Raw genomic sequence first — 24033 nt, forward strand, 5'->3', positions numbered from 1 at the left:
CAGGCCCGCCAGCAGCACCCACACGATCCCCAGCCAGCTGCCCTCGACGAAGGAGACGACGGCCGCGGCCGTGGCGAGTACGCAGACGATCAGGGCGTAGAGGGCGAGGCGGGGCATGGCGGTCGGCTCCTGTCGAGGACTACGGGGGCTACGGGGGACACCGGAACTTCCGGGGCTTCCGGGACTTCCGGAACCAGTGTCCCCCATCGGCTCATACGTCCGTGATGCGGAGCCCCGCGTGCGCCTTGTACCGCCGGTTGACCGAGATCAGGTTGGCGACCAGCGACTCCACCTGGTGGGCGTTGCGGAGCCGCCCCGCGAAGATGCCGCGCATGCCGGGGATGCGGCCGGCCAGCGCCTGGACCGCCTCCACGTCGGCGCGCTCCTCGCCGAGCACCATGACGTCGGTGTCGATCCGCTCGATCTCCGGGTCCCGCAGCAGCACCGCGGACAGGTGGTGGAAGGCGGCGGTCACCCGTGAGTCCGGCAGCAGGGCGGCGGCCTGCTCGGCGGCGCTGCCCTCCTCGGGCTTGAGGGCGTAGGCGCCCTTCTTGTCGAAGCCGAGCGGGTTGACGCAGTCCACGACGAGCTTGCCGGCCAGTTCGCCGCGCAGGGACTCGAGGGTCTTGCCGTGTCCCTCCCAGGGGACGGCCACGATCACGATGTCGCTGCGGCGGGCGGTCTCGGCGTTGTCGGCGCCCTCGACGCCGTGCCCGATCTCCTCGGCCGCCCCCCGCGCCCGCTCGGCGGCCCGGGAGCCGATGATCACCTTCTGCCCGGCCCGGGCGAGCCGGTAGGCCAGGCCCTTGCCCTGCGGACCGGTCCCGCCGAGCACGCCGACGACCAGCCCGGAGACGTCGGGAAGGTCCCAGGGGTCCTTGGCGGGGGCCTTGTGTGCGCTGTCGCTAGTGGTCATGCGCCGACTCTACGTCCCCGGGACGGGTGAATCCGGGCGGAAGTCCCGGTCACCGGAGTCCGTTTGCGGCAGCATGCGCACCCATGGACGCCGTACGGGTCGCATTGCTGCGCGAAGTGCTCGCCGGGACCGAGTGGCTGGGGGCCACACGGCGGTTCGCGGGGGTGCTGCGGGGGTCCGTGGTGTCGTACGGGGGCGGGCTGCTGCTCGTGGGCACGCCGCGGTACGAGCCCTGGCACCTGGCGGCCCACCTGGTGGACGAGGCCGCCTGGTCGGGCACCCCGGAGCTGGCCCCGACGCTCGTACGGCACACCGCCCACCCCTCGGACCCGGCGCACCTCGCCGTCGGGCTGGGCCGGCTGGAGGCGGCCCGGCGGGGCGAGACGCTGCTCGTCGTGGCCCCCGAGGAGCCCGCGCCGCTCCTGGAGCGGGTGCACGAGGCGCGGCGGGCCGGGGCGACGGTGCTGGCCCTCGGCTCCGGCGGGGGCGAGCTGGGGTCGATGGCGCACGAGACGCTGGCGGTGCCGGAGGGCTCCGAGCTGGACCTGGACACCGTCCAGCACCTGGTGAGCGCGGCGGCCGGGGAGAACGGGGTGCCGGCCCCGAGGGGGCGCGGCCGCTTCCGGGACCGCCTGTCCCGGCTGACGGAACACCTGACGGCCCCGCCGCCCTCGCGCTGGTAGCGGAGGGCGTACGGAAAATCGGCTGCCCGGCCCCGGCCGACGATGGCTCCTCGTGACCGGCGACGTGCCCGCACCGCCCCCGGGTCCGCGTGCCCTGCTCCCCGATCTCGCCTCCTGGCGTCCCTCCCGCGACTGCGGAGCGTCGGTGCCGAGTGGGACAGGCCTGTTCGGGAACCGGCCCCTCCCGGGCCCTCCGGACTTTCGGGCCGGATCAGCCCTCCTCGGTGCCGCCCGCCGGGGCGTCGTGCCAGCGGGGGTCGTTCTCCCACTCGAGGTTGCGTTCGCGGGCGGTGTCCATCGCGTGCTGGGCCTCCTGACGGGAGGCGTACGGGCCGAACCGGTCCTTGGCGGGGCATTCGGGCCCCTCCTCGACCTTCTTGTGCACCAGGCAGTAGAACCACTCGCCCGGCTTTCCGGCGGTCTGCTTTTTGAACAGGGCCATGACCAGCTCCTCTCGCCACGGACATGTTCCCCCATCGCCCCCGGATAGACTCGCGAACATGTCTGGCCAGTCGTTGCTCGTTCCCGGGGAGCTGTCCCCGACCCGTTCCGTGCCCGGAAACATCCGCCGCCCCGAGTACGTCGGCAAGCCCGCACCGAAGCCGTACGCCGGCCCGGAGGTGCAGACGCCGGAGACGATCGAGGCGATGCGGACCGCCGGGCGGATCGCCGCGCAGGCGATGGCGGAGGCGGCCCAGCACATCGCGCCGGGCGTGACCACGGACGAGCTGGACCGGGTGGCGCACGAGTTCATGTGCGACCACGGCGCCTACCCCTCCACGCTGGGCTACCGGGGCTTTCCCAAGTCGCTGTGCACGTCGGTCAACGAGGTGATCTGCCACGGCATCCCGGACTCGACGGTGCTGCGGGACGGCGACATCGTCAACCTGGACGTGACGGCGTACATCGGCGGGGTGCACGGCGACAACAACGCGACCTACCTGGTCGGCGACGTGGACGAGGAGAGCCGCCTGCTGGTGGAGCGCACCCGCGAGGCGCTGAACCGCGCGATCAAGGCGGTCCGTCCGGGCCGGCAGATCAACATCATCGGCCGGGTCATCGAGTCGTACGCGAAGCGCTTCGGCTACGGCGTGGTCCGTGACTTCACCGGCCACGGCATCAACACGTCGTTCCACTCCGGGCTGATCGTCCCGCACTACGACAGCCCGCACGCGACGACGGTCATGCAGCCGGGGATGACCTTCACGATCGAGCCGATGCTGACGCTGGGCACCTACGAGTACGACGTCTGGGACGACGGCTGGACGGTCGTCACCAAGGACCGCAGGCGCACCGCCCAGTTCGAGCACACGCTGGTGGTGACGGACACGGGCGCGGAGATCCTGACGCTGCCGTAGTGCCGCGCTCGCCTCGGCGGGAGCCCGCTCTCTTCGGAGGGCGGGCTCTTTCTCATCTCCTCATGTCCGCTTGGTCCGGATTCCGGGTAGAGTTTTCCGACAGGCTGTCGGTAACCCATTGACTTAGGTTAGCCTTACCTTAAAGGATGGCCTCATGGACTCCTTCTCGACCCTCATCCGCACCGCGTCCCACGAGCAGCACGTGGAGGCGGAGACCTCGACGTTCATGAGCGACCTGCTCGGCGGACGCCTGGGCGTGGACGCCTACGCCCGCTACACCGAGCAGCTGTTCTTCGTCTACGAGGCCCTGGAGGCCGGCGCCGAACGGCTCGCGGCCGACCCGGCGGCCGGGCCCTTCATACGGCCGGAGCTGTTCCGGCTGGCCGCGCTGGAGCGGGACCTGGCCCATCTGCGCGGCGCCTCCTGGCGCTCCGGGCTGAGCGCGCTGCCCGCGACCGAGGCGTACGCGGCGCGCGTGCGCGAGTGCGCCGAGCAGTGGCCGGCCGGCTACATCGCCCACCACTACACCCGCTACCTCGGCGACCTCTCCGGCGGCCAGATCATCCGCGACAGGGCGGAGAAGACGTGGGGCTTCACGAAGAAGGGCGACGGGGTCCGCTTCTACGTCTTCGAGGCCATCACCAACCCGGCCGCGTTCAAGCGGAACTACCGCGAACTCCTGGACGCCGTCCACGCCGACGACCTGGAGAAGCAGCGGATCGTGACCGAGTGCAAGCGGGCATTCACCCTGAACACGACGCTCTTCCACGCCCTGGGCGAGGAGTTCCCCCTGTCGGCGTGACCGGCGCTCGACGTCACAGGAACCGCAGCCGCTCCATCGCCCGGCGAAGTTCATCCGTCCACCGCCGGCAGGCGGACACCTTCCGCAACGTATCGAGCGCGACCGTCTGCCCCAGCCGGCCGAAGTCCCGTTCCGCGTCCCGCCGCCCACCCAGGGCCGCCTTCAACGCGGCCTTGGGGTCGGCGACCTTCTCCACGTCGTACGACACCTCCCAGGCGACGTCACGCGTGGGCGCGGCCTCTCCGAGCGCTTCAGGGTCGGCCAGCATCCACGCCTCGGTCTCGCGCACGGGCACCAGGGCCACGATCCGGTGGACGTCGTCGGGAAAGCACTCGCGGACCGCATCGACCTTGCTCCGCTCGTTGTGGTCCTGGTGGATCACCACGATGTCGAAATAGCCGAGCAGGTCGGCCACTTCGCGCACCACCACGTCCCGCCGGGCAACGGTGAAGCACTCCTCCGGCCCAAGGCTTCGGCGTAGTCGCATGAAGTCCGTTTCGTGATCACATGAGTCCCAGGAGGGCGAACGGTCGGTTGGCGTCGCGGGCGTTGCGCCGGAGGTCGGCGGCGATGCTGGTTTTGCCGGCGAGGCGGAGGGCGCCGATGGCAAGGTTGCGCCAGGTGGCCATGGCGCGAGGTGCGGCTCCAGTCCGCAGTTGGGAGGTGTCCTCGCTGAACGTCACGTCCCTGACATGGTGCAGGGCCTCGATTTTCCAGTGGCTGCGGATCAAGCCCGCAAGCTGAGCACCAGTGGCCCGCTCGACGGTCAGACTGGTGACCGCGTAGACGGTCTTGATGCTGATCTTGCCGGTCTTGCGGTCCACCCGGCGGCGCTTGAGCTGGACTGCCTGCCGGGCCCCGGGGAAGAGCAGGTTGTTCACCGTGCACACCTTGATGCGGCGGATCTCGCCGCAGCCGTGCCCGGCCTCGCGGGTGCGTGACTGCAGCGGAATCTGCTTCCACGGCAAGGACTTGAGCTGCTTGCGGAGCTTCTTCTGGTTCCCTTACACGATCATGATGTAGTGCGCGCCCCGACCGAGCAGGTAGTCGGCGTGCTCGCGCTGGGTGTGCATGGCGTCGCTGGTCACCACCGTGCCCGCCAGGTCGGCGAGGGTCTCCAGCAGGGGCTGGAAGCAGGTGATCTCGTTGGTCTTCTCGCCCACGTCGAGCTGGGCCAGGACCAGGCCCGAGAGGTGGTCGCAGGCGGCGAGCAGGTGGATCTTGCGGCCCTCGGCCCTGGCCGCTCCACGCAGGCTCTTGCCGTCGACCGCCAGTCCGCGCAGCTGACCGTCGGCCCCGGCGCGCCGGTCGGTCAGCCAGCGGCCCACCGCCCGGTCCAGTGCGTCGCCGTCGATGCGGCCCAGCAGCCGCCGCACCGTCGCCTCCGCGGGCCGGCACCACGTCGGAGACAGCGGATCAGGCCGTGCGCCAAGCCGTTCCAGGACGGACGGCGGGGCGTCGGCGATCCACTCACCCACTGCCAGCAGGGAAGTCGCTCCGGCCAGAACCGCGCACGCGGTCAGCGCGAGCACGACGACCAGAGCATGCCGCACACCGCGCGGATCGCGAGGGTCGGGCACCTCGGCCAATCGCTCCAGCAGGCCTGGGATCTCTTCAGGCACGGCCCCTGGCTGCTCGCGGAGCTGGTCAAAGGCAGGCGGGATCGGCGATGATGCGTCGGCAGGCACGGTCTTCCACTCGGATCACGGGGCGTCGAGAACTCCATGATCTTGAAAGCCGTGCCTGCCGCATCTCCGGAACCCCGCCGAGCCTGGCAGACCATCACGAACCGGGCGCCTACCGACTACGCCGAAGCCCTGACGCGGTCGCTCATGCGCTGGCTCGTTTCGAGTGGGCTTTTAAGCAGCCTGGACGCTACCTGAACGCCTCCGAGACCCATTCGCCCGGGATAGAGGTGGAAGATGCCCGCGATGACCTGGAGCGGGCGATGCTGCACCTGCCTCCCGGAGCCAAACGGGACTTGGGCCGACTGATCACGCGCATCGATGAGGAATTCGAGCGCCGTACCTTGCCGGAGCCCAGCAGCCTTGAGTGGGCAATGATGGGCTGGTGGTGGACCAGAATGCGTGAACGCTGACGAGCCCCGGGCCCGTACCCCTGCCCTGCGATCGAACGATACCGTCACCCTCCGCGACCGCTCCCCAAGATCTGTGCCAGAACCCGTAACTCGTAAACAAAGCCAGATCGCCACTGGCGACGACAACAGCAGCCGAGGAGTCAAAGACTAAGCCATTAAAAACACTGGAGCAGATCACGCATCAGACGAACGGCGCGCCGACCGAGCGCATCAAGGCCGCCGTGACGGAGGTTTTGGGACAAGGCGAGAACTAGTGACCAGGTCGCAGCGGTTCGTACTCATGGGCCGCAGCCCCCCCGGACCGCTCGCCTCCAAATGCTGTAGCGACGGTCAATGCTACCTTCGCTCCTGCCAGGTGGATGACCAAGGCCATCGGACAATTGCCGCACGCCCGATCAAGACGACAATGACGATCCCGGCCGCCACCCGGGTGACGCTCCAAGTCGCGCCGACAATCGGTTCCTGAAGCGATGCTTCGGCGCGGAGCCTCATCGTTGTCTCTACGATCACTATCAGCGGAATCACTAACTGAAAAGGAAGACCGCGGATATCTCGATTTTGAGCAAGGCTTCCAACTAGCCCCAGAATAAGCCCTAGGGCAACTGCGGCCAAACACCAGAATACCGTTTTCGACATGAAGCCGGACCAGTCAATCTGGGTTCCTTGCGTAGGGTCCTCCAGGTTTACGACGGATCGATATTCGTCACCCTGAAGTTTGGTTACGTAATAGGAGATCACGCCCGCCGCAAGAGACAAAGGGGCCAGGGTTGCTGATGCAATTTTGGACTTACATGAGAAGCCGACACAGAAGGCCAGAGCCGCCCAGGACCAGCCTGCCGAGGCGACAAGGTGAATCGCATGGACCGCGGGGGCTTCGACCGCCTCAAGGAGCGGACCGAGCGCCCCGAACGCCACACCAGCCGTTAGCGCGGCAGCAGGGACCCAGACGAAGGAGCGTGGAGGGGACACGAGGTTCGGAAGAGTCCTTTTCGGTAGCTTGGCACCCAAGACCCGCCTCCTGGCGAGTCTACGGCGATTATCTTCATCAGTACACAGCCGTGGCTCGACGGCCCTCAGCCTACTTGCGCCAGGCAGCGGGGGCCGCAACGTTACTCAGGCATCCAACGCAGGAGAACCCGAGATTGGAAACTCAAGCATGAACCAGGTACAACGTCGCGACCCCCAGCCCTAAGAGCTACTTAGGCTTAGTGACGCCCCAGTATGCGTAGCACGTCCATGCGGCACCTGCTGTTTTGCTCGCCTTAGCCGTGACGCCGGGGTTGGCTCCAGCCGTGTGGCTGCCGCCAGCGATCTCCGCGGTCGCGCGGTGCAGGTACGTGCCATGGAAGTAGTACGAGTAGCACCGCTTGCCACCAGCCACAATCTCGGTGCCGTACGTCCACGAGCCACCACCAACATCCTTGGTGGTCTGCGTCGTCACCGGCGACGACGCATCGGCCGTGATTTCAACCATCCCCCACTCAGAGACATCACCCATTTCCGGAGGCGGCGGGAAGGTGGCGGCGCTGGCCGGCGAAGCCAGAATGCCAGCGGCCACGGCTACGCTCGCGCCGAAGATCGCCATGGTTCTACCAAAGGAGCTCATCAAGGTTACATCCTCCCCGTGAAACATTCCCAATGCGAGCTCGCGAGGAAGATCCTGACTGATACAGACCTGTTAAGCAAAGATAATTCGCAGCAGCGTCTGGAAGTGATCACTGTCCGTCCTGTCACGTTTGCTGTTTCTGCACCCCGATACCACGCCGCTTTCAGGCCTCGTGTCCGGATAATTCCTAACTGCCAGCCCCCCTCTCGGAAGCCACTGGCACAACATCACGGCTTGATTTGATCGCCAGTAGGGCTGAGGACACAAGCGATGGGACGATGGGAGCAATGCTCAGAACCTGTGGATCGACCCGGGAAGGACGTACCTTACCGGGTGATTGATCGATAGGTCACCGAGCAAGACCGGTGTTCGCAGCACCGGCCCAAGCAGGGCTTCGGCGTAGTCGCGTGACGTCCGGTTTGTGATCATCCGAGGCCGAGGAGTGCGAGGGGGCGGCGAGGGTCGCGGGCGTTGCGGCGGAGGCCGGCCGCGATGTTCTTCACTCCGGCCGTGCGGAGGGCTCCGATGGCGAGGTTGCGCCAGGTGGCCATCGCGCGGGGCGCGTTGCCGGTCCGCAGTTGGGAGGCGTCCTCGGCGAAGGTGGTGTCGCGGACGTGGTGCAGGGCCTCGATCTTCCAGTGGTCGCGGACGAGTTCGGCGAGCTGGGCCGCGGTGGCTTGCTCGGCGGTCAGGCTGGTGACGGCGTAGACCGTCTTGACGGTGGTCTTGCCGGTCTTGCGGTCAGTGCGCCGGCGCTTGATCTGGACGGCCTCGCGGGCTCCGGGAAAGAGGAGGCTGTTCACGGTGGCTGCCTTGATCCGGCGGATCTCCGCGCGGCCGTGGCCGATGCCCCGGGTGCGTCCCTGAAGCGGGATGTCTTTCCAAGGAAGGAACTTGAGCTGTCGGCGCAGCTTCTTCTGGTTGCCCTTGACGATCACGATGTAGTGGGCGTTCCGGCTGAGGAGGTAGTCGGCGTGCTCGCGCTGGGTGTGCATGGCGTCGCTGGTGACGACGGTTCCTGCCAGGCCGGCGACGGTGTCCAGCAGCGGCTGGAAGCAGGTGATCTCGTTCGTCTTCTCGCCGACGTCCAGCTGGGCCAGGACCAGGCCGGTGGTGTGCTCCAGTGCGGCGAGCAGGTGGATCTTGCGGCCCTTTGCTCTGGCCGCGCCGCGCAGGCTTTTGCCGTCCACTGCGAGGCCGCGCAGCCCGGTCGCCTTGGGGCGGCGGTCGGCGAGCCAGCGTCCGACCGCCCGGTCCAGCGCGTCGCCGTCGATGCGGGCCAGCAGCCGCCGGACCGCTGTTTCCGCAGGCCGGAGCCGCTTCGGGAACAGTGGGTCGAGGCGTATGCCGAGGCGTTGAAGGACGTGCGGCGGGGCGTCGGCGATCCACTCGCTGACCGCCAGCACAGAGGTCGCCCCCGCCAGAACCGCGCACACACTCAGCGCGAGCACGGCGACCAGAGCGTGCCGTACGCCGCGTGGGTCCCGCGGGTCGGGCACCTCGGCCAGCCGCTCCAGCAGGCGCGGGACCTCGTCGGATACAACCTCGGGATGCTCGCGGAGCTGGTCAAGGGCAGGCGGGATCAGCGATGATGCGTCGACAGGCACGGTCTTCCACTCGGCTCACGGGCGTAGAGAACTCCATGATCTTGGAAGCCCGTGCCTGCCACGTTCTGGGGCGCCATCGAGCTGACAGACCGCCACGAACCGGGCCCCACACGACAACGCCGAAGCCCTGCTGTTCCGGCGGGTGGCTCCGCCAACGGAGGCCATACGCCCGCGGGGCGGCCGGCGGCGGGTGGGTAGCCACGCATGCCTGACGGCGGTCGCCTCCGTAGCCACCTCAGGTGTTACCCGGCGACAGTTGCCTCCGGTGTCCGGGTCGGCCCGGCCCACCGTCCACCGGCGTTTCGCCCCAAGTCGCTGATCGCCTACGACCATCGAGTCACGTCGGAACCACTCGTCCAGCCCATCCTCGACGGGCATCCTGCACAGCTCCCCACCGTACCCGTGCTCACCGTGTACGAGGACGTGGGCCGCGATGCGCATGGTTCCGGCCGGCGCGCCGTCCGGGCCGCGCCAGAACAGCTCCTTCGGGCCCCCGCGACGGGCGTGGTCGACCAGCGTCTGGCCTGCCGGCTCCCGGATCAGCTGTCCGAGCAGGTCCACGGCTTCCAGCAGGTTGGACTCGCCAGAGGCGTTGGCCCCGACCAGGACGGTGAGCGGCAGCAGATCGAGGGCGAAGTCGTCGAAGGACTTGTATCCGTCGATCTCGATCCGCGTGATCACTCCACCGCCTCCTCTCCGCTCTGCCACAAGTGCACTGCGCCAGGTTATCCGGAGCGCTCCCCTGCCCGTACGGACAGCGGCTCGGCCGCGTGCACGCGCAGTGCCGTGCCGTCGTCCAGCGTCAGCACCGCGGCGGGGCCGCCGGACGCGTACTGCTCGCTCCGTACGCCGCGGACGGTCCACCACCCGCCCCGCACCCGCACCTGCTGTCCGGCCCGGACCAGGACCGCGGCGACTTCGCGCACGGCGGGTCCGGCGACGATGTCCGGCGCCTTCAGCTCCGCGAACACCGTCTTGCCGATCCCGGCCGCGCGCTCCTCGTAGCCCCAGCGGTGCGCGAGCGCCGCCACGAGCAGCAGCCCTCGCCCGCACGTCTCGTCCGCGCCGGGCTCCCGGACCTCGGGCGTGCCCCCTCCGGCATCACTGACCTCCAGCCGCAGCAGCCCCTCCCCCGCGTCGCGCGCGATCCGCACCCCGACCTGCCGACCGCTCGGCACCGGCACGCGCAGCGCGTTGGTGACGAGCTCCGAGAGCACCAACTCGGCGTTCTCCAGCACCTCCTGACCGGCCCCCCAGTCGCCGAGCACGGCGTGCAGCAGCGCTCGCGCCCTCGGGACACTGCGACGGCTTCGCGGGAGCCGGAAGGTGACGGCGTTCGGTGTGGTCATGGGGCAGCCTCCTCAGGTTCGGAAGTCGGCGGCGAATTCCCCGGGGCAGGGCTCCTGTTGCAACCGCCGACACCGAAACGGTGAACGCGTGCCATCCGCATCTGCAACGTTTCCAGATGGATTGGCTGCAATGTTCCCTCTTTCGAGTCAAGCCGCGCCCACCCGGTTCACCTCGCTGCTAAAGGTGGTGTCATGCCTGGGAACAGCACCGCTTCGAGCCCGTCCACCGTCCTCGGTCGCCAACTGGGCGACGAACTGCGTCGGCTGCGAGAGTCCGCGCAACTCACCACTTCGGAGGCGGCCGAGGCGGTCGACTGCACCAAGGGAAAGATCAGCCGCATCGAAAACGGCCGCGTGACGGTGCGACTCCCCGACCTGACCGCGATGCTTCACGCCTACGGGGCTACGGACACCGAACTCCGCGACCGACTCGCCATGCTTGCCCGCAAGGCCAACCGCCGTCGAAGGCAGGGCTGGTGGAACCAGTACGGCTCCATGCTGGCGGACACGTATCGCGACTACATCGCGCTCGAGGCGATGGCAGACACCATCCGCACGTTCCAGGCGCAGCTGGTACCCGGTCTGCTCCAAATCCCGGAATACATCCGGGCAGTGACGGTTGCCTCGCGCCAGTGGCAGACGGCGGACGAGATCGAGCAGTTCGTGCGGGTGCGTCTCACCCGTCAGGAACGTCTCGCCGACGACTCGCCGCTGCGTCTCTGGGCAGTGCTCTCAGAAGCAGTACTCCTCCAGCAAGTCGGCGGCCCAGAGGTGATGAAGGCGCAACTGGAACACCTGCTGGCGATCTCCGAACGTGCCAACGTGACCATTCAGGTCCTGCCGTTCTCACGCGGAGCACATGCGAGTATGTTCGGACCGTATGTAGTACTGGGGTTCCCCGAGGAAGCGGCGCTCGACGTAGTGCTGGCGGACAACCCGACCGGATCGGTGTGGCTCGAACGGGAAGCCGAGGTCACCCGGTACCGGGAGCTGTTCGACGCCGCCCGCACGTCCGCGCTCTCCCCCGTGGAATCCCGCTCGGTCATCCGACGCAGGTCCAAGGAGCACAGGACATGAACACCGCACGCCACGGAACGCCGGACATGTCGGCCGCGAAGTGGCGTAGCAGCACCTACAGCGGTGGCAACAACGAGTGTCTCGAACTCGCCCACGACGTCCCCGCCCTCGCCCCCGTCCGCGACAGCAAGCGCCCGGCCGGCCCGGTGATCCCCTTCGGTCGCGACGCCTGGCGCACCTTCGTCACACATCTGCGCTGAGGGTCGCGGCCCATGCCCTCAATGCGGGCGGGTGTGTAGGACCCGGTGCGCTTCTTCACCTGGAAAGCGCCTCCGGCAACGGCGGAAACAAAGACCTCGCCAATCCTCGTTCTCACTGGTCGGAGCAGCTTTTCGTTTACGCGGTCACCAGTCGGACAGCCCGCCTCGTGAAACTGAAGCCGAGTCGCCGCGCCGGGCGGGCTACGCTGTCACCGTCATCCATCAAGCATTCCCAGGTCCCCGGACCGCTCCGGCCGCATGCAGAAGGGACAATGCGATGGATCCTGATATCCGGACCAGGGCCGCACTCGAGGAACACTGGCGGGCATCGGAACGTGGGGACACCGAAGCCGAGCACGCCATCTACGCTGCGGACGCCATCCTCGACTACCCCCAGTCAGGTGAACGCTTCCGAGGCCGCGCGACGATTTCGGCGCAACGCGGCGGGCACCCTGCGAGTCGGCACTTCACCGTCCACCGAATCGTCGGCAGCGGAGATCTGTGGGTGAGCGAGTGCGTCATCACGTACGACGGGGTGCCCACCTACTCGGTGAGCATCATGGAATTCACCGACGGGCATGTGGTGCACGAAACACAATACTTCGCGGACGCCTTCGGTGCGCCTGAATGGCGGACAGCGCTCGCGGAGCCGATGCCGGGCAGGAATATCGCCAGGGCCTGACCGCAATCGTCAGGTTCGGAAGGATGGACGACCGGTGACTTTCCCGAACAGTGAAAGCCCCCAAGCCGGTGCAGTGGAATCACTTGTGAACGGATTCATCACGAAACGGGACGCCGAGTCCATCGTGGCCGAGCATCCCGAGGCCGCTGACGCCATTGTCGGCTGGATTCGTGAAGCCGCCCACGCGGGGAACTGGAGCAGGGTGGACACGTTCGCCAACTTGGCTGCCCCTCTGCGGGTTCCTGGCCTTGGCGAGGTTCTCCAAGAGATCCTCGACTCAGGCGCTTCGGGGTTCAACAAGGAAGATCTCGTAGAGATCCTGGGCGAGATCCAGGCGACGGAATCAGTGGCCTGCCTCTTTCGTGTGGCGGAACGTTCGGTACGCGAGGACGCGCCGGCGTACTGGCTGTGCCAAAAGGTGATCTTCTCTCTGGGTTGGATCGGCACACCAGAGGCACTCGAGCGCATTCGCCGGATGACAGTCACGCCATGGCCCGATGTCGTCCGATGGAATGCTGCCGTCGAGCTGGAGATTGAAGAGGAACTCGGGTTCGACGAAGATCAGATGTTGACGTGAGTCCCCGTCAGACAGGAAGACACACTGCGCCGCCTCGTCGACCACGCCCGCCCTGTGCAGCGCTCCTTGAATGCTCTCGACACGCCCTCTCAGCGTTCCAGGATCACCCTGCCGCCGATCTCCACCCAGCCCTCCGGCTGGGGTGCGGTCAGGATCTGTGAGCCCGTGCCCTGGATGATGTTCAGGGCACGGCCCAGTTCGGCGGTCAGGAGCAGGGCCGCCGCGCCCGTGGCCTCGTCCTCCTCGATGCCGTCGTCGCGGCCCGGGAAGGCGCGGGCGCGGATGCGGCCGGCCGCCTCGTCCTCCCAGGACCAGGCGTAGATCCACTCGCCGGGCGGGGGGACGGGGAGGGCGTCGACCTCGGCCGCGGTGGCGTACTGGCGCAGGGTGCGCGGCGGGGCCCACTCCGGGCGGGCCTCGATCCAGGTGAACTCGCCGTCCAGGCGGGTGCCGACCTGGCCGGCGGGAGTGACCAGTTCCGGGACGTCCAACAGCCAGGCCGTGCCCACGCACGGGTGGCCGGCGAAGGGCAGGCGCAGGGTGGGGGTGTAGATGTCGATCGCCCCGCGCTCGGGGTCGTCGACGAACACCGTCTCGCTGAAGCCGAGTTTGGCGGCCAGCTCCTGGCGGTCGTCCTGGGCGGGGATGAGCGAGCCTTTGCGGACGACGCCGAGCTCGTTGCCGTAGCCGCCGTTCGCCGCGCAGAACACGCGCAGCACGTCGTAGTCAGTCACCGGGGCATTGAAACATCGAGGGGCGGTGCCGACCGAACGGGCCTGCACCGCACCGTCGTTGTACGTCAGGCCTGCGTGTCGCGCCGCCTGCGCATCGCGAACAGCACGCCCGCGCCCGCCGCCACGGTCGCCGCGGCGGCCGCGCCCAGGGCGCCCACCGGGACGTCCGAGCCGGTGGAGGCCATGCTGCCGCCGATGCCACCGGTGGTCGAACCGATGCCGCCGGTGCCACCGGTGCCACCGGTGGTCGAGCCGGCACCGCCCGAGCCGCCCGTGCCGGAGCCGCCGTCCGAGGTGCCGTTGCCGGAGGGGAGTTCGGCGTCCTCGGCGAGAGCCACGGACAGGTTCACCGGGTCGAGCGCGGCGCCCTTGTCGTAGAAGCCGCCGAACGCCTTCGCACCGGCCTCGGTCAGCGTCGCCTTCACGTCGTTCAGGGTGATGACGTCGTTCGTCGCGGTGAGCTCGGTGGAACCGGCCTTCAGGTCGGCCAGGACCACGTTCCGCGGCCTCTCGCCGAGGCTGGTGACATCCGCGGTCAACTTGCCTGATCCGCCGTCGAAGGCGGCCCTGACGTTGCCGAGGGTGAGGTCGAGCCCGTAGCCGCCGCCGTCGCCCTCGCCCTGGTGGCCCTTGAAGTTCACCGAGCCCTTGAACGCGGCGGAGAGGGTGCCGGCCTCGGTGTCGTGGGTGCCGGTGGCGTCGGTGAAGGTGAAGACGCCGTTGCCGTCGGCCTGGGAGGCGCCGTCCGAGGTGGTGACCTTGCCCTTGGCCACCGGGCCGACGACGTAGCCGCGGAAGGACTCCTTCACACCCCAGGTCAGCCTGCCGTCGGCGATGTCGCCCTTGGCCGGGGCCGGCGCGGTGGAGGTGGACGGCGCGGCGGACGCCGTGGGCTTGGCGCTCGGGAAGGCCGAGGTGCTGGGTGCCGGGATCGTGCTTCCGGTCTCCGGGGCGCTCGGCGAGGCCGACGCGGTGGGCGAGGTGGGCAGGGACGTCGGCTCGGGCGCGGACGGCTCCGGCTCCTCGGCCGACGGGCTCGGCGACGTTGTGGTCTCCTTCTTCACGACCGACAGCGGGTCGCCGGCCGCGCCCGCGTAGGAGGCGCTGCCGAGGAAGGCGCCGGCCTCGGTGGTGAGGGTGGTGGCGAGGTCGCTCATGTCCTGGCCGGTCGGCGCTTCGACCGTGGCGAGCGGCACGTCCTGCCGGATCTCGCCGTCGTCGGCGGTCAGGTCGGCGGTGAGGACGCCCGTGGCGCTGTCGTACTGGAAGTCGCTGAACGTCCGCTTGAACCCGTGGACCGACGACTCGGCGGTGAGGGTGCCCTTGAAGCTCAGGCGCAGCGTGTGCTTGGTGCTGTCGTAGGTGCCCCGGCCGTCGGTGAAGGTGAAGACGCCGTTGCCGTCGGCCTGGGAGGCGCCGTCGGTGACGGTGAAGGTGCCCTTGGTCCAGGGGCCGGTGACGTAGGTGCGGTACGACTCCTTGATGCCCCAGCTCAGTTCGTAGCCGGTCAGGGGTACGGAGGCCGCGGAGGCGCTGGGGGCCGTGGCCAGCACGGTGGCGCCCAGCGCGGTGGCCGTGGCCACGGCGGCGGCGAACACCAGCGGTCGTCTGCGGGTGGTGGTGGCGGTGGCGGTGGCGGGCATGACGGTTCTCCTTGTGGTGGGTCCCGCCTGTGGGGCGGCGGAGGGCATCAGGGCGTAGGGGTGGGGTGGGGCGGGGTCTGAGGGCCGGCCGCGGGATCACTCCCCGGCGGACCCGGAGCCGGAACCGGAGCCGGTGACCGTGCCGGAACCGGAGCCGGTGGAGGCCGCTCGGGCGCGCCGGCGGTGGAGGGCCCCCGCGCCGAGCGCCACCGCCAGCACGCCTCCCGCGGCGAGGGCGACCGGCAGGACCGGCGTGCTGTCGTCGCCGGTGGCCGCGACGGGCTCGGCCGGGGCACTGGAGGCCGCCGTCGTGGGTGTGGGCGGGGCGGTGTCGGTCGACGCGCTGCCCAGGTCGGGCAGGGCCGGCAGGGTGGCGTCGTCGGTGAGGGCGACGGCCAGGGACACCGGGTCCATGGCGGTGCCCTCCGGGTACATCCCGCCGAACGCCTTCGCGCCGCGGGCGGTCAGTTCGGCCGGTGCCTCGGTCACCTCGGCCAGGCCGTCGTGGGCGGTGAACTCCTCGGCGGCGAAGGTGACCAGAGGAACCTTCGACGCCGTCAGGCGCTCGCCCGCCACGTCGGCGTAGAGCGTGCCCCTGCCCTTGACGACGGCGACGCGGACGGCGCTCAGTTCCAGGTCGAGGCCGTGCGCACCGGTGAAACGCACGGCGCCCTCGAAGGAGGCGTCGAGTGCGCCCTTGTCGTACGTGCCCCGGCCGGAGGGGAAGCGGAAGAGGGCGCCGCCGTCCTGGGCCCCGTCGGTCAGGGTCCACTTGCCGCGGGCGATGTCCCCGGTGACGTACTCGCGGAAGGTGCGGCGCACGCCCCAGTCGACGGCGCCGTCCTCGATCGCGTGGCCCGAATCCCTCGTCTTCGGCGTGGACTTGGAGGGAGCCGGCTCGGTGGTCGGGGTCTTCTTCGGTGCCGGGCGTACGTCCGCCGAGAGGCTGACCGGGTCGAGTGCGGTCCCGGCCGTGTAGTACCCGGCGAAGGACCGGGCGCCCTGGGCGGTGAGCGTGGCGGGCAGGTTGTTGAGGACGACCGCGTCGCCGCCGCCCCTCATGTCGATGCCGCCGAGGGAGAGGGTGGCGAAGGGCACCTGTGCGGAGGTCGTGACCCTCCCGGTGTCCCTCGCCTTGCTGACGACGTCCAGGTAGAGGGCGCCGGTGGAGCCGGAGATGCTCACGGTGGGCCGGCTGAGGGTGAGGTCCAACTGGTACCCGCCGCTCGCCTCCTTGTGGCCGACGAAGCGGACGCCGCCGGAGAAGGTGGCGCGGAACGCGCCCGTGGCGCCGTCGTAGGCGCCGGTCGCCGAGTGGAAGCGGAAGCCGCTGCCGCCGACGGTAGCGGCACCGCCGGTCAGGGAGTAACTCCCCTGGGCGACGGGCCCGGTGACGTAGCTCTGGAATGAGGACTTGATGCCCCAGTCGAGTCGGCCGCCCTGCACGGTGCGGCTCGCCGCGTGTGCGGTGCCGACCGGCAGCAGGGCGGTCAGCACGGCCGCGGCGAGCACGGCGAGTGCCGTACGGAGCGAGGTGACCAGGGCGCGAGGGCGCGTGGGCATGGAAGTCCTCCGGATCCACAGCCGGTAGCGAACGAAGGTAAGGCTAACCTAAGCTAAGCGGGCCGGATCACCGGCGTCACCCCCGAGAGGAACGGAACCGAACCGTGCGACGCTTGCGCACACGACGGGCGGGAGCACTGGTGTCGGTGCTCGCCCTCGCCCTGACCGCGACCGGGTGCCAGGGCGCCACCGAGGCCTCCGGCACCGGCACCACGACGACGGTGGCGGGCGCCGTCGCCGACCGGGTCGAACCACTGACGGACACGGCCGCGCCCCGGCTCCCCGTCACCGTCGGGTCGGCCGACGGCAGGAAGGTGACCGTCGGGAACGCACGGCGGATCGTGCCGCTGTCGGGCGGCCTCAGTGAGATCGTGTTCACGCTGGGCCTGGGCGACCGGGTCGTCGCCCGTGACGTCACCGCCACCTTCGAACAGGCCCGGGGCCTGCCGGTGGTGACGCGCAACCACGACGTGTCCGCCGAGAGCGTCCTGTCGCTCACGCCCGACCTGGTCATCGCCGAGACGACGACCGGACCGCAGGAGGCCGTGGACCAGATCCGCGCCGCGGGCGTCCCGGTGCTCGTGGTGAAGCCGGCCGCGGGCCTCGCCGACGTGGGGCCGCGCATCCAGGCGGTCGCCGACGCGCTCGGCGTCCCGGCCGCGGGCAGGGAACTGACCAAGCGCTCCCAGGACCGGATCACCGCCGTGCGCAAGGCGATACCGCCGCACGCCGACCATCCCCGCGTGGCCTTCCTGTACCTGCGCGGCTCCGCCTCCGTCTACCTCATCGGCGGCGCGAAGTCGGGCGCGGCCTCGCTGATCGAGGCGGCCGGCGGGGTCGACGCGGGCGCGGCGTCGGGGCTCGGCAAGGACTTCACCGCCCTCACCACCGAGGCGCTGGCGAAGGCCGCACCGGACGCGATCCTCGTGATGAGCAAGGGACTGGAATCCGTCGGCGGCCTCGACGGGCTGGTGAAGATCCCGGGCATCGCCCAGACACCGGCCGGCATGGAGCGCCGGGTCGTGTCGGTCGAGGACGGCGTCCTGCTCAACTACGGTCCGCGCACGGACCAGGTGCTGCGGTCGATCGTCACGCAGCTGTACGGGGACGGTGCGCGGTGACCGCGCTGGACGACAAGCCCGTACGGTCCGCCCAGGCGTCGCCCGCGCCCGCCGGCCGCAAGCGGCGCGGTACGCCCTGGCTCCTGACGGGCGGTCTGGTCCTCGGCCTGCTCGCCTTGGTGCCGGTCGCCGCCGGGCTCGGCGCGTACCCGGTCCCGACCGGTGACGTGCTCTCCTCCGTGCTGCACCGGATCGGCCTCGGCGGCGCCGCTCTCGACCGGGTTCCGGACTCGGTGCTGTGGAACGTGCGGTTCCCGCGCATCGTCCTGGCCCTGCTGGTGGGCGCCTCGCTGGGCTGCGCGGGCGCGCTGATGCAGGGCGTGTTCGGCAACCCGCTGGCCGAGCCGGGCGTCATCGGCGTCTCCTCGGGCGCGGCGGTCGGCGCGGTCGCGGCGATCGCCTTCGGATTCGGCTTCCTCGGCACCTGGACCGTGCCGGCGTTCGCCTTCGTCGCGGGCCTGGGCACGGTGCTGCTGGTCTACGCCATGGCGCGTTCCGGGGGCCGTACGGAGGTGGTGACGCTGATCCTCACCGGGATCGCGGTGAACGCGTTCGCGGGTGCGCTGATCGGGCTGTTCCTGTTCTTCGCGGACTCGGCCGCGGTCAGCCAGATCACCTTCTGGCAGCTCGGCTCGCTCTCCCAGGCGACCTGGCCGAAGGTACTGGCCGTCCTGCCGTGCGCGGTGCTCGGTCTGGCCCTGGCGCCGCTGTACTCCCGCCGGCTGGACCTGCTCGCGCTCGGCGAGCGCCCGGCCCGGCACCTGGGCGTGGACGTGGAGCGGCTGCGGATCGTCCTGGTGCTGGTCATCGCCCTGCTGACCGCGGCCGCGGTGAGCGTCGCCGGGATCATCGGCTTCGTCGGCCTGGTCGTCCCCCACCTGCTGCGCATGCTGGCCGGTCCCGGGCACCGCTTCCTGGTGCCGGGCAGCGCCCTGCTCGGCGCGCTCGTCCTGCTCGGCGCGGATCTGGCCGCCCGCACCGTCGCCGCACCCGCCGAGCTCCCGCTCGGCGTACTGACCGCACTGGTCGGCAGCCCGTTCTTCTTCTGGCTGCTGCGCCGCACCCGCCGCAGGCAAGGAGGCTGGGCTTGAGAACGCTCAGGACACGACCGGTTCCGCCGCCCCCGGCCCGCCCCGGGGACGTACTCGCCGAGACGGAGGCGCTGCGGGTGCGCCTGGGCGCCCGCGAGGTGCTCGCCGGGGTCGACGTCACCGTCCGGGCCGGCGAGGTGCTGGCGCTGGTCGGCCCCAACGGGGCCGGAAAGTCGACCCTGTTGGGCGCACTCGCCGCCGATCTCCCGGCCGCGCGGGGCGTGGTACGGATCTTCGGCCGTCCGGCGACCGGGTGGACCGCGCCCGAACTCGCGCTGCGGCGTGCGGTGCTGCCGCAGTCGGCGACGCTGTCCTTCCCCTTCCCGGTGGAGGAGGTGGTACGAATGGGCCGGGCCCCGCACACCGCCTCCCCGGACGAGGACGACGGGGTCGTGGCCGAGGCGATGGCCGCCACCGAGGTGACCGCGTTCGCCGCACGCCCCTTCTCCGCGCTCAGCGGCGGCGAACGGGCCCGGGTGGCGCTCGCCCGGGTGCTGGCCCAGCGGGCCCCGCTGCTGCTGCTCGACGAGCCGACCGCCGCGCTGGACCTGAAACACCAGGAGCTGGTGCTGCGGCTGTGCCGGGACAGGGCGCGTGCCGGGGACGCGGTCGTCGTGGTGCTGCACGACCTGGGGCTGGCCGCCGCGTACGCGCACCGGGTCGCGCTCCTGTGCGCGGGCCGTGTCGCGGCCGACGGCCCGTCCGGCGAGGTCTTCTCCGAGGCCCTGCTCTCGCGCGTCTACGACCAGCCGGTCGAGGTGCTGCCGCATCCGCGGACGGGGGCGCCGCTCGTGATCCCACGACGCGACCTTTGACTTTCCTGTGACCGATTCTTTGCGGCCGCTTGAGCCATTTGCGATCGGATTGTTCCCCCGCGCCGTCCATGAGAGCCGAATCACGTTCCCCCGGGGTATCGATCAGGGAAGCCTCGGTTAAGTTAGGCAAGCCTCACCATCCCGCGTGAGTGCGATCACGTCACTTTTGAGCCACCTCCGGGAGCCCTCGCATGCGAGCCGTCCGACTCTCCGTCGTCACCGCCGTCGCCACCGCGGCGGCTCTGACCTCCGTGACGGCCTGCACGCAGAAGAGCCGGGCCGACAGCGGCGACCAGGTGATCGGCGTGACGGCGACGGACGACTCCTGCGAGGTGTCGAAGAAGGAGTTCCCGGCCGGGCACATCGAGCTGGCGGTCGAGAACAAGGGCTCGAAGGTCACCGAGGTCTACCTCCTCTTCCCGGACGACCGGATCGTCGCCGAGCGCGAGAACATCGGCCCCGGCATCAAGCAGAAGGTCGTCGCCGAGGTGAAGGCGGGCGACTACGTGATCGCCTGCAAGCCCGGCATGAAGGGCAAGGGCATCCGCCAGGACGTCAAGGCGACCGGCGGCTCGGTCGCGCAGCGGAACCCGAAGCTGGACCAGGCCGTCGCCGCGTACCGCCAGTACGTCCAGGAGCAGGCCGACGAGACCCTGCCCCGCGTCGAGACGTTCGTGAAGGCCGTCAAGGCGGGCGACGTGGAAGCCGCGAAGAAGGCGTACGCGATCTCCCGCCTGGGCTGGGAGCGCACCGAGCCGGTCGCCGAGTCCTTCGGCGACATCGACCCGAAGGTCGACCTGCGCGAGGCCGACCTGGAGCCCGGCCAGGCGTGGACCGGCTGGCACCGCCTGGAGAAGGCGCTGTGGCAGGAGAAGAAGATCGGCGCCGAGGAGAAGACCCTCGCCGACCAGCTCGTCACCGATCTCAAGGACTGGCAGCAGCGGGTCGGCACCGCCGAGATCACCCCGACCTCCATGGCCAACGGCGCCAAGGAACTCCTCGACGAGGTCGCCACCGGCAAGGTCACCGGCGAGGAGGAGTTCTTCTCCCACACCGACCTGGTCGACTTCAAGGGCAACGTCGAAGGCGCGGAGAAGGCGTACGAGCTGCTCAAGCCGGTCGCGGGGAAGAACGACCCGGCGCTCGCCGAGGAGCTGGACAAGCAGTTTGCCGCGCTCGACGCGCTGCTGGACAAGTACCGCGCAGGCAAGAAGGACAAGGCGGACGAGGCGTCGTACGCGTTCGTCTCCTACGACAAGGTCGGCGAGGACGACCGCAAGGAGCTCTCGGACGCGGTGAACGCGCTCGCCGAGCCGCTGTCCAAGCTGGCCGCCGCGGTCGTGAAGTAGTCGGAAAGCAGTTGTTCGGAAAGCAGTTGTGAAGCAGGGAAACGGGAGATGACCGAGACCCAGGGCAGGAGCCCGTCCCGTCGCGCCGTGATCGGCTGGGGCGGGGCCGGGATCGCGCTCGGCGCCGTCGCGACCGGCGGCGCGGTGGCGATGGCCAAGGGCGGCGACGGCACGGATCCGGCCGGTGCGCAGGCGGGCGGCGCGGTGGAGTTCCACGGCGTCCACCAGGCCGGCATCGCCACACCCGTGCAGGACAGGCTGCACTTCGCCGCGTTCGACGTGAAGACCGACGACCGCGACGCGTTCGTGCGGCTGCTGAAGGACTGGACGGCCGCCGCACGCCGGATGACCGCCGGGAAGGAGGTCGGCGAGGGCGCGTACGGCGGACTCGCCGAGGCACCGCCCGACGACACCGGCGAGGCGCTGGGCCTGCCGCCCTCGCGGCTGACGCTGACCATCGGCTTCGGGCCGTCGCTGTTCGAGAAGTTCGGGCTGAAGGACAAGCGGCCGGCCGCCCTGGTCGACCTGCCCCCGTTCCCCGGCGACAACCTGGAGCGCTCCCGCACCGGCGGCGACCTGTGCGTCCAGGCCTGCGCGGACGACCCGCAGGTCGCCGTGCACGCGATCCGCAACCTGGCCCGCATCGGCTTCGGCAGGGCCGCCGTCCGCTGGTCCCAGCTCGGCTTCGGCAAGACCTCCTCCACCACCCCGGACGCCCAGACCCCGCGCAACCTCTTCGGGTTCAAGGACGGCACCCGCAACATCGCGGGCACCGAGACGGACCGGCTGAAGAGGTTCGTGTGGGTCGGCGACGGGGACGGCGGCGCGAACGACGCCTGGATGCACGGGGGTTCGTACCTCGTCGCCCGGCGCATCCGGATGAACATCGAGACCTGGGACCGGGCTCCGCTGCAGGAGCAGGAGGACATCTTCGGCCGGGACAAGGGCGAGGGCGCCGCGGTCGGCAAGGCCAAGGAGCACGACGAGCCGTTCCTGAAGGCGATGAAGCCCACCGCGCACGTACGGCTCTCGCACCCCGACTCCAACGGCGGGATCACGATCCTGCGCCGGGGCTACTCCTTCACCGACGGCACGGACGGGCTGGGCCGGCTGGACGCCGGGCTGTTCTTCCTGGCCTACCAGCGCGACCCGCGCAAGGGCTTCATCCCGCTCCAGCGCAGGCTGGCGGCGCACGACGCGCTCAACGAGTACATCCAACACGTGGGTTCGGCGGTCTTCGCGATCCCGCCCGGCGTTCGCGACGCGGACGACTGGTGGGGCCGCACGCTGCTGTCCGAGGAGGCGTAGGCCCGTGTTCTCCAACTACCTGATCGGTCTGCGCGAGGGGCTGGAGGCCAGCCTCGTCGTGTGCATCCTGATCGCCTACCTGGTCAGGACCGGCCGCAGGGACGCCCTGAAGCCGATCTGGACCGGCATCGGCATCGCGGTCGCCATCGCCCTGGGCTTCGGCTGCGTCCTCGAATTCGGCTCCCAGGAGCTGACGTTCGAGGCGAAGGAGGCACTCGGCGGCGGGCTGTCCATCCTCGCGGTGGCCCTGGTGACCTGGATGGTCTTCTGGATGCGGCGCACCGCCCGGCACCTGAAGTCCGAGCTGCACGGCAAGCTGGACCAGGCGCTGGCGATGGGCACGGGCGCGCTGGTCGCCACCGCGTTCCTGGCCGTGGGCCGGGAGGGCCTGGAGACCGCGCTGTTCGTGTGGGCGTCCGTGCACGCGGCCTCCGACGGCACCCCGCGCCCGCTGATCGGCGTGGCGCTGGGTCTGGCCACGGCGGTCTTCCTGGGCTGGCTGTTCTACCGGGGCGCGCTGAAGATCAACCTCTCCAAGTTCTTCACCTGGACCGGGGCCATGCTGGTCGTGGTCGCGGCAGGCGTGCTGGCGTACGGCCTCCACGACCTGCAGGAGGCGGGCTGGGTCCCGGGGCTGCACGACCTGGCCTTCGACATCAGCGGCACGATCCCGCCGGACAGCTGGTACGGCACGCTGCTGAAGGGCGTGTTCAACTTCCAGCCGGACCCGACCGTGCTGCAGGTCACGGTGTGGCTGCTGTACCTGGTCCCGACGCTCGTACTCTTCTTCGCCCCGGTAGGGTTCGCCTCCGGGAAGGGGAAGGTGACGGTAGCTGATGAGCAGGGTTCGCGGCCCTCGGAGGCTTCGCAGGCTTGAGCGTTGGGCGTCGGCGGCGGTCGCGGTGACCGTGCTGTCGCCGGCGGCGAGCGGGTGCGTGGTGGTGCACGGGGAGCGCGAGGTGCTTCCGGCCACCACACCCGCGGAGGCGGCGAAGGCGCTCGAGCAGTTCACCGAGGCCTACAACAAGGCCGACAAGGCCTACGACAGCTCCCTGGACGCGGACCACGTCACCGGCGCGCTCGGCGCCATCGACGCGGCGCGGCTGAAGGCGGGCCGCGTCAACAACCCCGGCGGCAACCCCGCGCACACGCCGCTGACGCTGACGGACGCGGAGTTCACGATCCCCAAGAAGGCGGGCTGGCCGCGCTGGTTCGTCGCCGACGCCAAGGGCAACAAGGGCGGGGACGTGCGCTGGCTGATGGTGTTCCTGCGGTACGGCGCCGGCGAGAAGTGGCGGGTGGCGTACCTGACGCTGGTGGCGCCCGGGAAGGTGCCGGAGTTCAAGAAGGACGCGGACGGGCTGGCGGAGGCCGTGCCCGGGAACGCCGCCGGACTGGCGGTCGCGCCCGGTGACCTGAGCCGGGCCTACGCGACGTACCTGAAGAGCGGCGGG

Annotated in this window: 27 protein-coding genes and 2 pseudogenes; 15 read left to right on the forward strand and 14 right to left on the reverse strand. The window is 70.1% G+C overall.

What is annotated here, in order from left to right; translation table 11 throughout:
* Together RH94_RS46845 and npdG are read right to left on the reverse strand one after the other, a co-directional pair.
* Positions 1-207, reverse strand: a pseudogene (locus tag RH94_RS46845) (hypothetical protein); the annotation flags it as partial.
* A gap of 4 nt (positions 208-211) precedes the next feature.
* Positions 212-916, reverse strand: a complete 705-nt coding sequence (gene npdG / locus RH94_RS31995) for an NADPH-dependent F420 reductase (protein ID WP_073951837.1) — start codon at positions 914-916, stop codon at positions 212-214.
* Positions 917-999: 83 nt separating this feature from the next.
* Between npdG and RH94_RS32000 the strand changes: the two genes are divergently transcribed.
* On the forward strand, positions 1000-1599 hold the full coding sequence (locus tag RH94_RS32000; RefSeq protein ID WP_073951838.1) for a hypothetical protein: 600 nt from the start codon (positions 1000-1002) through the stop codon (positions 1597-1599).
* Positions 1600-1810: 211 nt separating this feature from the next.
* On the opposite strand, the gene RH94_RS32005 is transcribed toward RH94_RS32000, so the two are convergent.
* A complete protein-coding gene (locus RH94_RS32005; protein ID WP_073951839.1) occupies positions 1811-2041 on the reverse strand; it encodes a hypothetical protein in 231 nt (76 codons plus the stop codon).
* Between the two features lie 58 nt (positions 2042-2099).
* Between RH94_RS32005 and map the strand changes: the two genes are divergently transcribed.
* Both map and RH94_RS32015 read left to right on the forward strand, forming a co-directional pair.
* Positions 2100-2957, forward strand: a complete 858-nt coding sequence (gene map / locus RH94_RS32010; RefSeq protein ID WP_073951840.1) for a type I methionyl aminopeptidase — start codon at positions 2100-2102, stop codon at positions 2955-2957.
* Positions 2958-3111: 154 nt separating this feature from the next.
* Positions 3112-3759, forward strand: a complete 648-nt coding sequence (locus RH94_RS32015; protein WP_073951841.1) for a biliverdin-producing heme oxygenase — start codon at positions 3112-3114, stop codon at positions 3757-3759.
* Between the two features lie 13 nt (positions 3760-3772).
* On the opposite strand, the gene RH94_RS32020 is transcribed toward RH94_RS32015, so the two are convergent.
* Genes RH94_RS32020 through RH94_RS45145 form a run of 3 tightly spaced genes read right to left on the reverse strand, consistent with a single transcriptional unit; the run spans position 3773 to position 5381 of the window.
* A complete protein-coding gene (locus RH94_RS32020) occupies positions 3773-4246 on the reverse strand; it encodes a DUF4276 family protein (protein WP_079189270.1) in 474 nt (157 codons plus the stop codon).
* A 16-nt stretch (positions 4247-4262) separates the two neighbouring features.
* On the reverse strand, positions 4263-4727 hold the full coding sequence (locus RH94_RS45140; RefSeq protein ID WP_234426175.1) for a hypothetical protein: 465 nt from the start codon (positions 4725-4727) through the stop codon (positions 4263-4265).
* A 36-nt stretch (positions 4728-4763) separates the two neighbouring features.
* A complete protein-coding gene (locus RH94_RS45145) occupies positions 4764-5381 on the reverse strand; it encodes an ISAs1 family transposase (protein ID WP_234426176.1) in 618 nt (205 codons plus the stop codon).
* Between the two features lie 47 nt (positions 5382-5428).
* Here RH94_RS45145 and RH94_RS32030 point away from each other — a divergent pair, with 47 nt between their 5' ends.
* The gene (locus RH94_RS32030; RefSeq protein WP_234426177.1) at positions 5429-5857 is read left to right on the forward strand and encodes a hypothetical protein; all 429 of its coding nucleotides are present in this window, start codon (positions 5429-5431) and stop codon (positions 5855-5857) included.
* A 336-nt stretch (positions 5858-6193) separates the two neighbouring features.
* Here the strand turns inward: RH94_RS32030 and RH94_RS45150 are convergent, their stop codons facing one another.
* From RH94_RS45150 to RH94_RS32055, 5 genes are all read right to left on the reverse strand, one after another.
* Entirely contained in the window at positions 6194-6595 is a 402-nt protein-coding gene (locus RH94_RS45150) for a hypothetical protein (protein WP_234426178.1), read from the reverse strand.
* A gap of 457 nt (positions 6596-7052) precedes the next feature.
* Complete coding sequence (locus tag RH94_RS39095; RefSeq protein ID WP_158073111.1) at positions 7053-7442, reverse strand: lactococcin 972 family bacteriocin; 390 nt, start codon at positions 7440-7442, stop codon at positions 7053-7055.
* A gap of 446 nt (positions 7443-7888) precedes the next feature.
* On the reverse strand, positions 7889-9070 hold the full coding sequence (locus RH94_RS32045) for an ISAs1 family transposase (protein ID WP_073951844.1): 1182 nt from the start codon (positions 9068-9070) through the stop codon (positions 7889-7891).
* A 15-nt stretch (positions 9071-9085) separates the two neighbouring features.
* Positions 9086-9751: an AAA family ATPase gene (locus RH94_RS40975; RefSeq protein ID WP_073951845.1), complete on the reverse strand. Its 666-nt coding sequence runs from the start codon at positions 9749-9751 to the stop codon at positions 9086-9088.
* A gap of 44 nt (positions 9752-9795) precedes the next feature.
* Entirely contained in the window at positions 9796-10419 is a 624-nt protein-coding gene (locus tag RH94_RS32055; RefSeq protein ID WP_073951846.1) for an ATP-binding protein, read from the reverse strand.
* 192 nt (positions 10420-10611) lie between these two features.
* Here RH94_RS32055 and RH94_RS32060 point away from each other — a divergent pair, with 192 nt between their 5' ends.
* From RH94_RS32060 to RH94_RS32075, 4 genes are all read left to right on the forward strand, one after another.
* The gene (locus tag RH94_RS32060) at positions 10612-11496 is read left to right on the forward strand and encodes a helix-turn-helix domain-containing protein (RefSeq protein ID WP_073951847.1); all 885 of its coding nucleotides are present in this window, start codon (positions 10612-10614) and stop codon (positions 11494-11496) included.
* On the forward strand, positions 11493-11696 hold the full coding sequence (locus RH94_RS32065) for a DUF397 domain-containing protein (RefSeq protein ID WP_073951848.1): 204 nt from the start codon (positions 11493-11495) through the stop codon (positions 11694-11696). The genes RH94_RS32060 and RH94_RS32065 overlap by 4 nt, the downstream gene beginning before the upstream one ends.
* A 277-nt stretch (positions 11697-11973) precedes the next feature.
* Positions 11974-12378 (forward strand): nuclear transport factor 2 family protein, encoded by a 405-nt coding sequence (locus RH94_RS32070; protein ID WP_073951849.1) that lies wholly within the window; start codon positions 11974-11976, stop codon positions 12376-12378.
* A gap of 34 nt (positions 12379-12412) precedes the next feature.
* Positions 12413-12955 carry a HEAT repeat domain-containing protein gene (locus RH94_RS32075; protein ID WP_158073112.1) on the forward strand — a complete coding sequence of 181 codons (543 nt, stop codon included), beginning with the start codon at positions 12413-12415 and terminating at the stop codon, positions 12953-12955.
* Positions 12956-13044: 89 nt separating this feature from the next.
* Here RH94_RS32075 and RH94_RS32080 read toward each other — a convergent pair whose 3' ends face one another.
* From RH94_RS32080 to RH94_RS32090, 3 genes are all read right to left on the reverse strand, one after another.
* Positions 13045-13689 carry a PhzF family phenazine biosynthesis protein gene (locus tag RH94_RS32080; protein ID WP_073951851.1) on the reverse strand — a complete coding sequence of 215 codons (645 nt, stop codon included), beginning with the start codon at positions 13687-13689 and terminating at the stop codon, positions 13045-13047.
* 65 nt (positions 13690-13754) lie between these two features.
* Positions 13755-15332 (reverse strand): HtaA domain-containing protein, encoded by a 1578-nt coding sequence (locus RH94_RS32085; RefSeq protein ID WP_073951852.1) that lies wholly within the window; start codon positions 15330-15332, stop codon positions 13755-13757.
* Positions 15333-15428: 96 nt separating this feature from the next.
* Complete coding sequence (locus RH94_RS32090; protein ID WP_073951853.1) at positions 15429-16895, reverse strand: HtaA domain-containing protein; 1467 nt, start codon at positions 16893-16895, stop codon at positions 15429-15431.
* A gap of 104 nt (positions 16896-16999) precedes the next feature.
* Between RH94_RS32090 and RH94_RS32095 the strand changes: the two genes are divergently transcribed.
* The 7 genes and pseudogenes from RH94_RS32095 to RH94_RS45160 form a co-directional block, all read left to right on the forward strand.
* Complete coding sequence (locus tag RH94_RS32095) at positions 17000-18016, forward strand: heme/hemin ABC transporter substrate-binding protein (RefSeq protein ID WP_073951854.1); 1017 nt, start codon at positions 17000-17002, stop codon at positions 18014-18016.
* The gene (locus RH94_RS32100) at positions 18013-19107 is read left to right on the forward strand and encodes a FecCD family ABC transporter permease (protein ID WP_079189273.1); all 1095 of its coding nucleotides are present in this window, start codon (positions 18013-18015) and stop codon (positions 19105-19107) included. The genes RH94_RS32095 and RH94_RS32100 overlap by 4 nt, the downstream gene beginning before the upstream one ends.
* Entirely contained in the window at positions 19104-19922 is an 819-nt protein-coding gene (locus RH94_RS32105; protein ID WP_079189274.1) for a heme ABC transporter ATP-binding protein, read from the forward strand. The genes RH94_RS32100 and RH94_RS32105 overlap by 4 nt, the downstream gene beginning before the upstream one ends.
* 191 nt (positions 19923-20113) lie before the next feature.
* Positions 20114-21271, forward strand: coding sequence for an iron uptake system protein EfeO (gene efeO, locus RH94_RS32110; RefSeq protein WP_073951855.1), 1158 nt, complete (start codon positions 20114-20116; stop codon positions 21269-21271).
* 48 nt (positions 21272-21319) lie between these two features.
* Complete coding sequence (gene efeB, locus RH94_RS32115) at positions 21320-22579, forward strand: iron uptake transporter deferrochelatase/peroxidase subunit (RefSeq protein WP_073951856.1); 1260 nt, start codon at positions 21320-21322, stop codon at positions 22577-22579.
* A gap of 4 nt (positions 22580-22583) precedes the next feature.
* Positions 22584-23456 carry an iron uptake transporter permease EfeU gene (gene efeU / locus RH94_RS32120; protein WP_073951857.1) on the forward strand — a complete coding sequence of 291 codons (873 nt, stop codon included), beginning with the start codon at positions 22584-22586 and terminating at the stop codon, positions 23454-23456.
* Positions 23416-24033, forward strand: a pseudogene (locus tag RH94_RS45160) (hypothetical protein); the annotation flags it as partial. The gene efeU and the pseudogene RH94_RS45160, both read left to right, overlap by 41 nt.

The sequence above is a fragment of the Streptomyces kebangsaanensis genome (genome assembly GCF_001906585.1).
Lineage (GTDB): Bacteria > Actinomycetota > Actinomycetes > Streptomycetales > Streptomycetaceae > Streptomyces > Streptomyces kebangsaanensis.

Coding starts and splice junctions, on each gene's coding strand:
- npdG (WP_073951837.1), bottom strand. CDS start 916: ATGACCACTAGCGACAGCGCACACAAGGCCCCCGCCAAGGACCCCTGG.
- RH94_RS32000 (WP_073951838.1), top strand. CDS start 1,000: ATGGACGCCGTACGGGTCGCATTGCTGCGCGAAGTGCTCGCCGGGACC.
- RH94_RS32005 (WP_073951839.1), bottom strand. CDS start 2,041: ATGGCCCTGTTCAAAAAGCAGACCGCCGGAAAGCCGGGCGAGTGGTTC.
- map (WP_073951840.1), top strand. CDS start 2,100: ATGTCTGGCCAGTCGTTGCTCGTTCCCGGGGAGCTGTCCCCGACCCGT.
- RH94_RS32015 (WP_073951841.1), top strand. CDS start 3,112: ATGGACTCCTTCTCGACCCTCATCCGCACCGCGTCCCACGAGCAGCAC.
- RH94_RS32020 (WP_079189270.1), bottom strand. CDS start 4,246: ATGCGACTACGCCGAAGCCTTGGGCCGGAGGAGTGCTTCACCGTTGCC.
- RH94_RS32030 (WP_234426177.1), top strand. CDS start 5,429: ATGATGCGTCGGCAGGCACGGTCTTCCACTCGGATCACGGGGCGTCGA.
- RH94_RS39095 (WP_158073111.1), bottom strand. CDS start 7,442: ATGGCGATCTTCGGCGCGAGCGTAGCCGTGGCCGCTGGCATTCTGGCT.
- RH94_RS32055 (WP_073951846.1), bottom strand. CDS start 10,419: ATGACCACACCGAACGCCGTCACCTTCCGGCTCCCGCGAAGCCGTCGC.
- RH94_RS32060 (WP_073951847.1), top strand. CDS start 10,612: ATGCCTGGGAACAGCACCGCTTCGAGCCCGTCCACCGTCCTCGGTCGC.
- RH94_RS32065 (WP_073951848.1), top strand. CDS start 11,493: ATGAACACCGCACGCCACGGAACGCCGGACATGTCGGCCGCGAAGTGG.
- RH94_RS32070 (WP_073951849.1), top strand. CDS start 11,974: ATGGATCCTGATATCCGGACCAGGGCCGCACTCGAGGAACACTGGCGG.
- RH94_RS32085 (WP_073951852.1), bottom strand. CDS start 15,332: ATGCCCGCCACCGCCACCGCCACCACCACCCGCAGACGACCGCTGGTG.
- RH94_RS32090 (WP_073951853.1), bottom strand. CDS start 16,895: ATGCCCACGCGCCCTCGCGCCCTGGTCACCTCGCTCCGTACGGCACTC.
- efeO (WP_073951855.1), top strand. CDS start 20,114: ATGCGAGCCGTCCGACTCTCCGTCGTCACCGCCGTCGCCACCGCGGCG.
- efeB (WP_073951856.1), top strand. CDS start 21,320: ATGACCGAGACCCAGGGCAGGAGCCCGTCCCGTCGCGCCGTGATCGGC.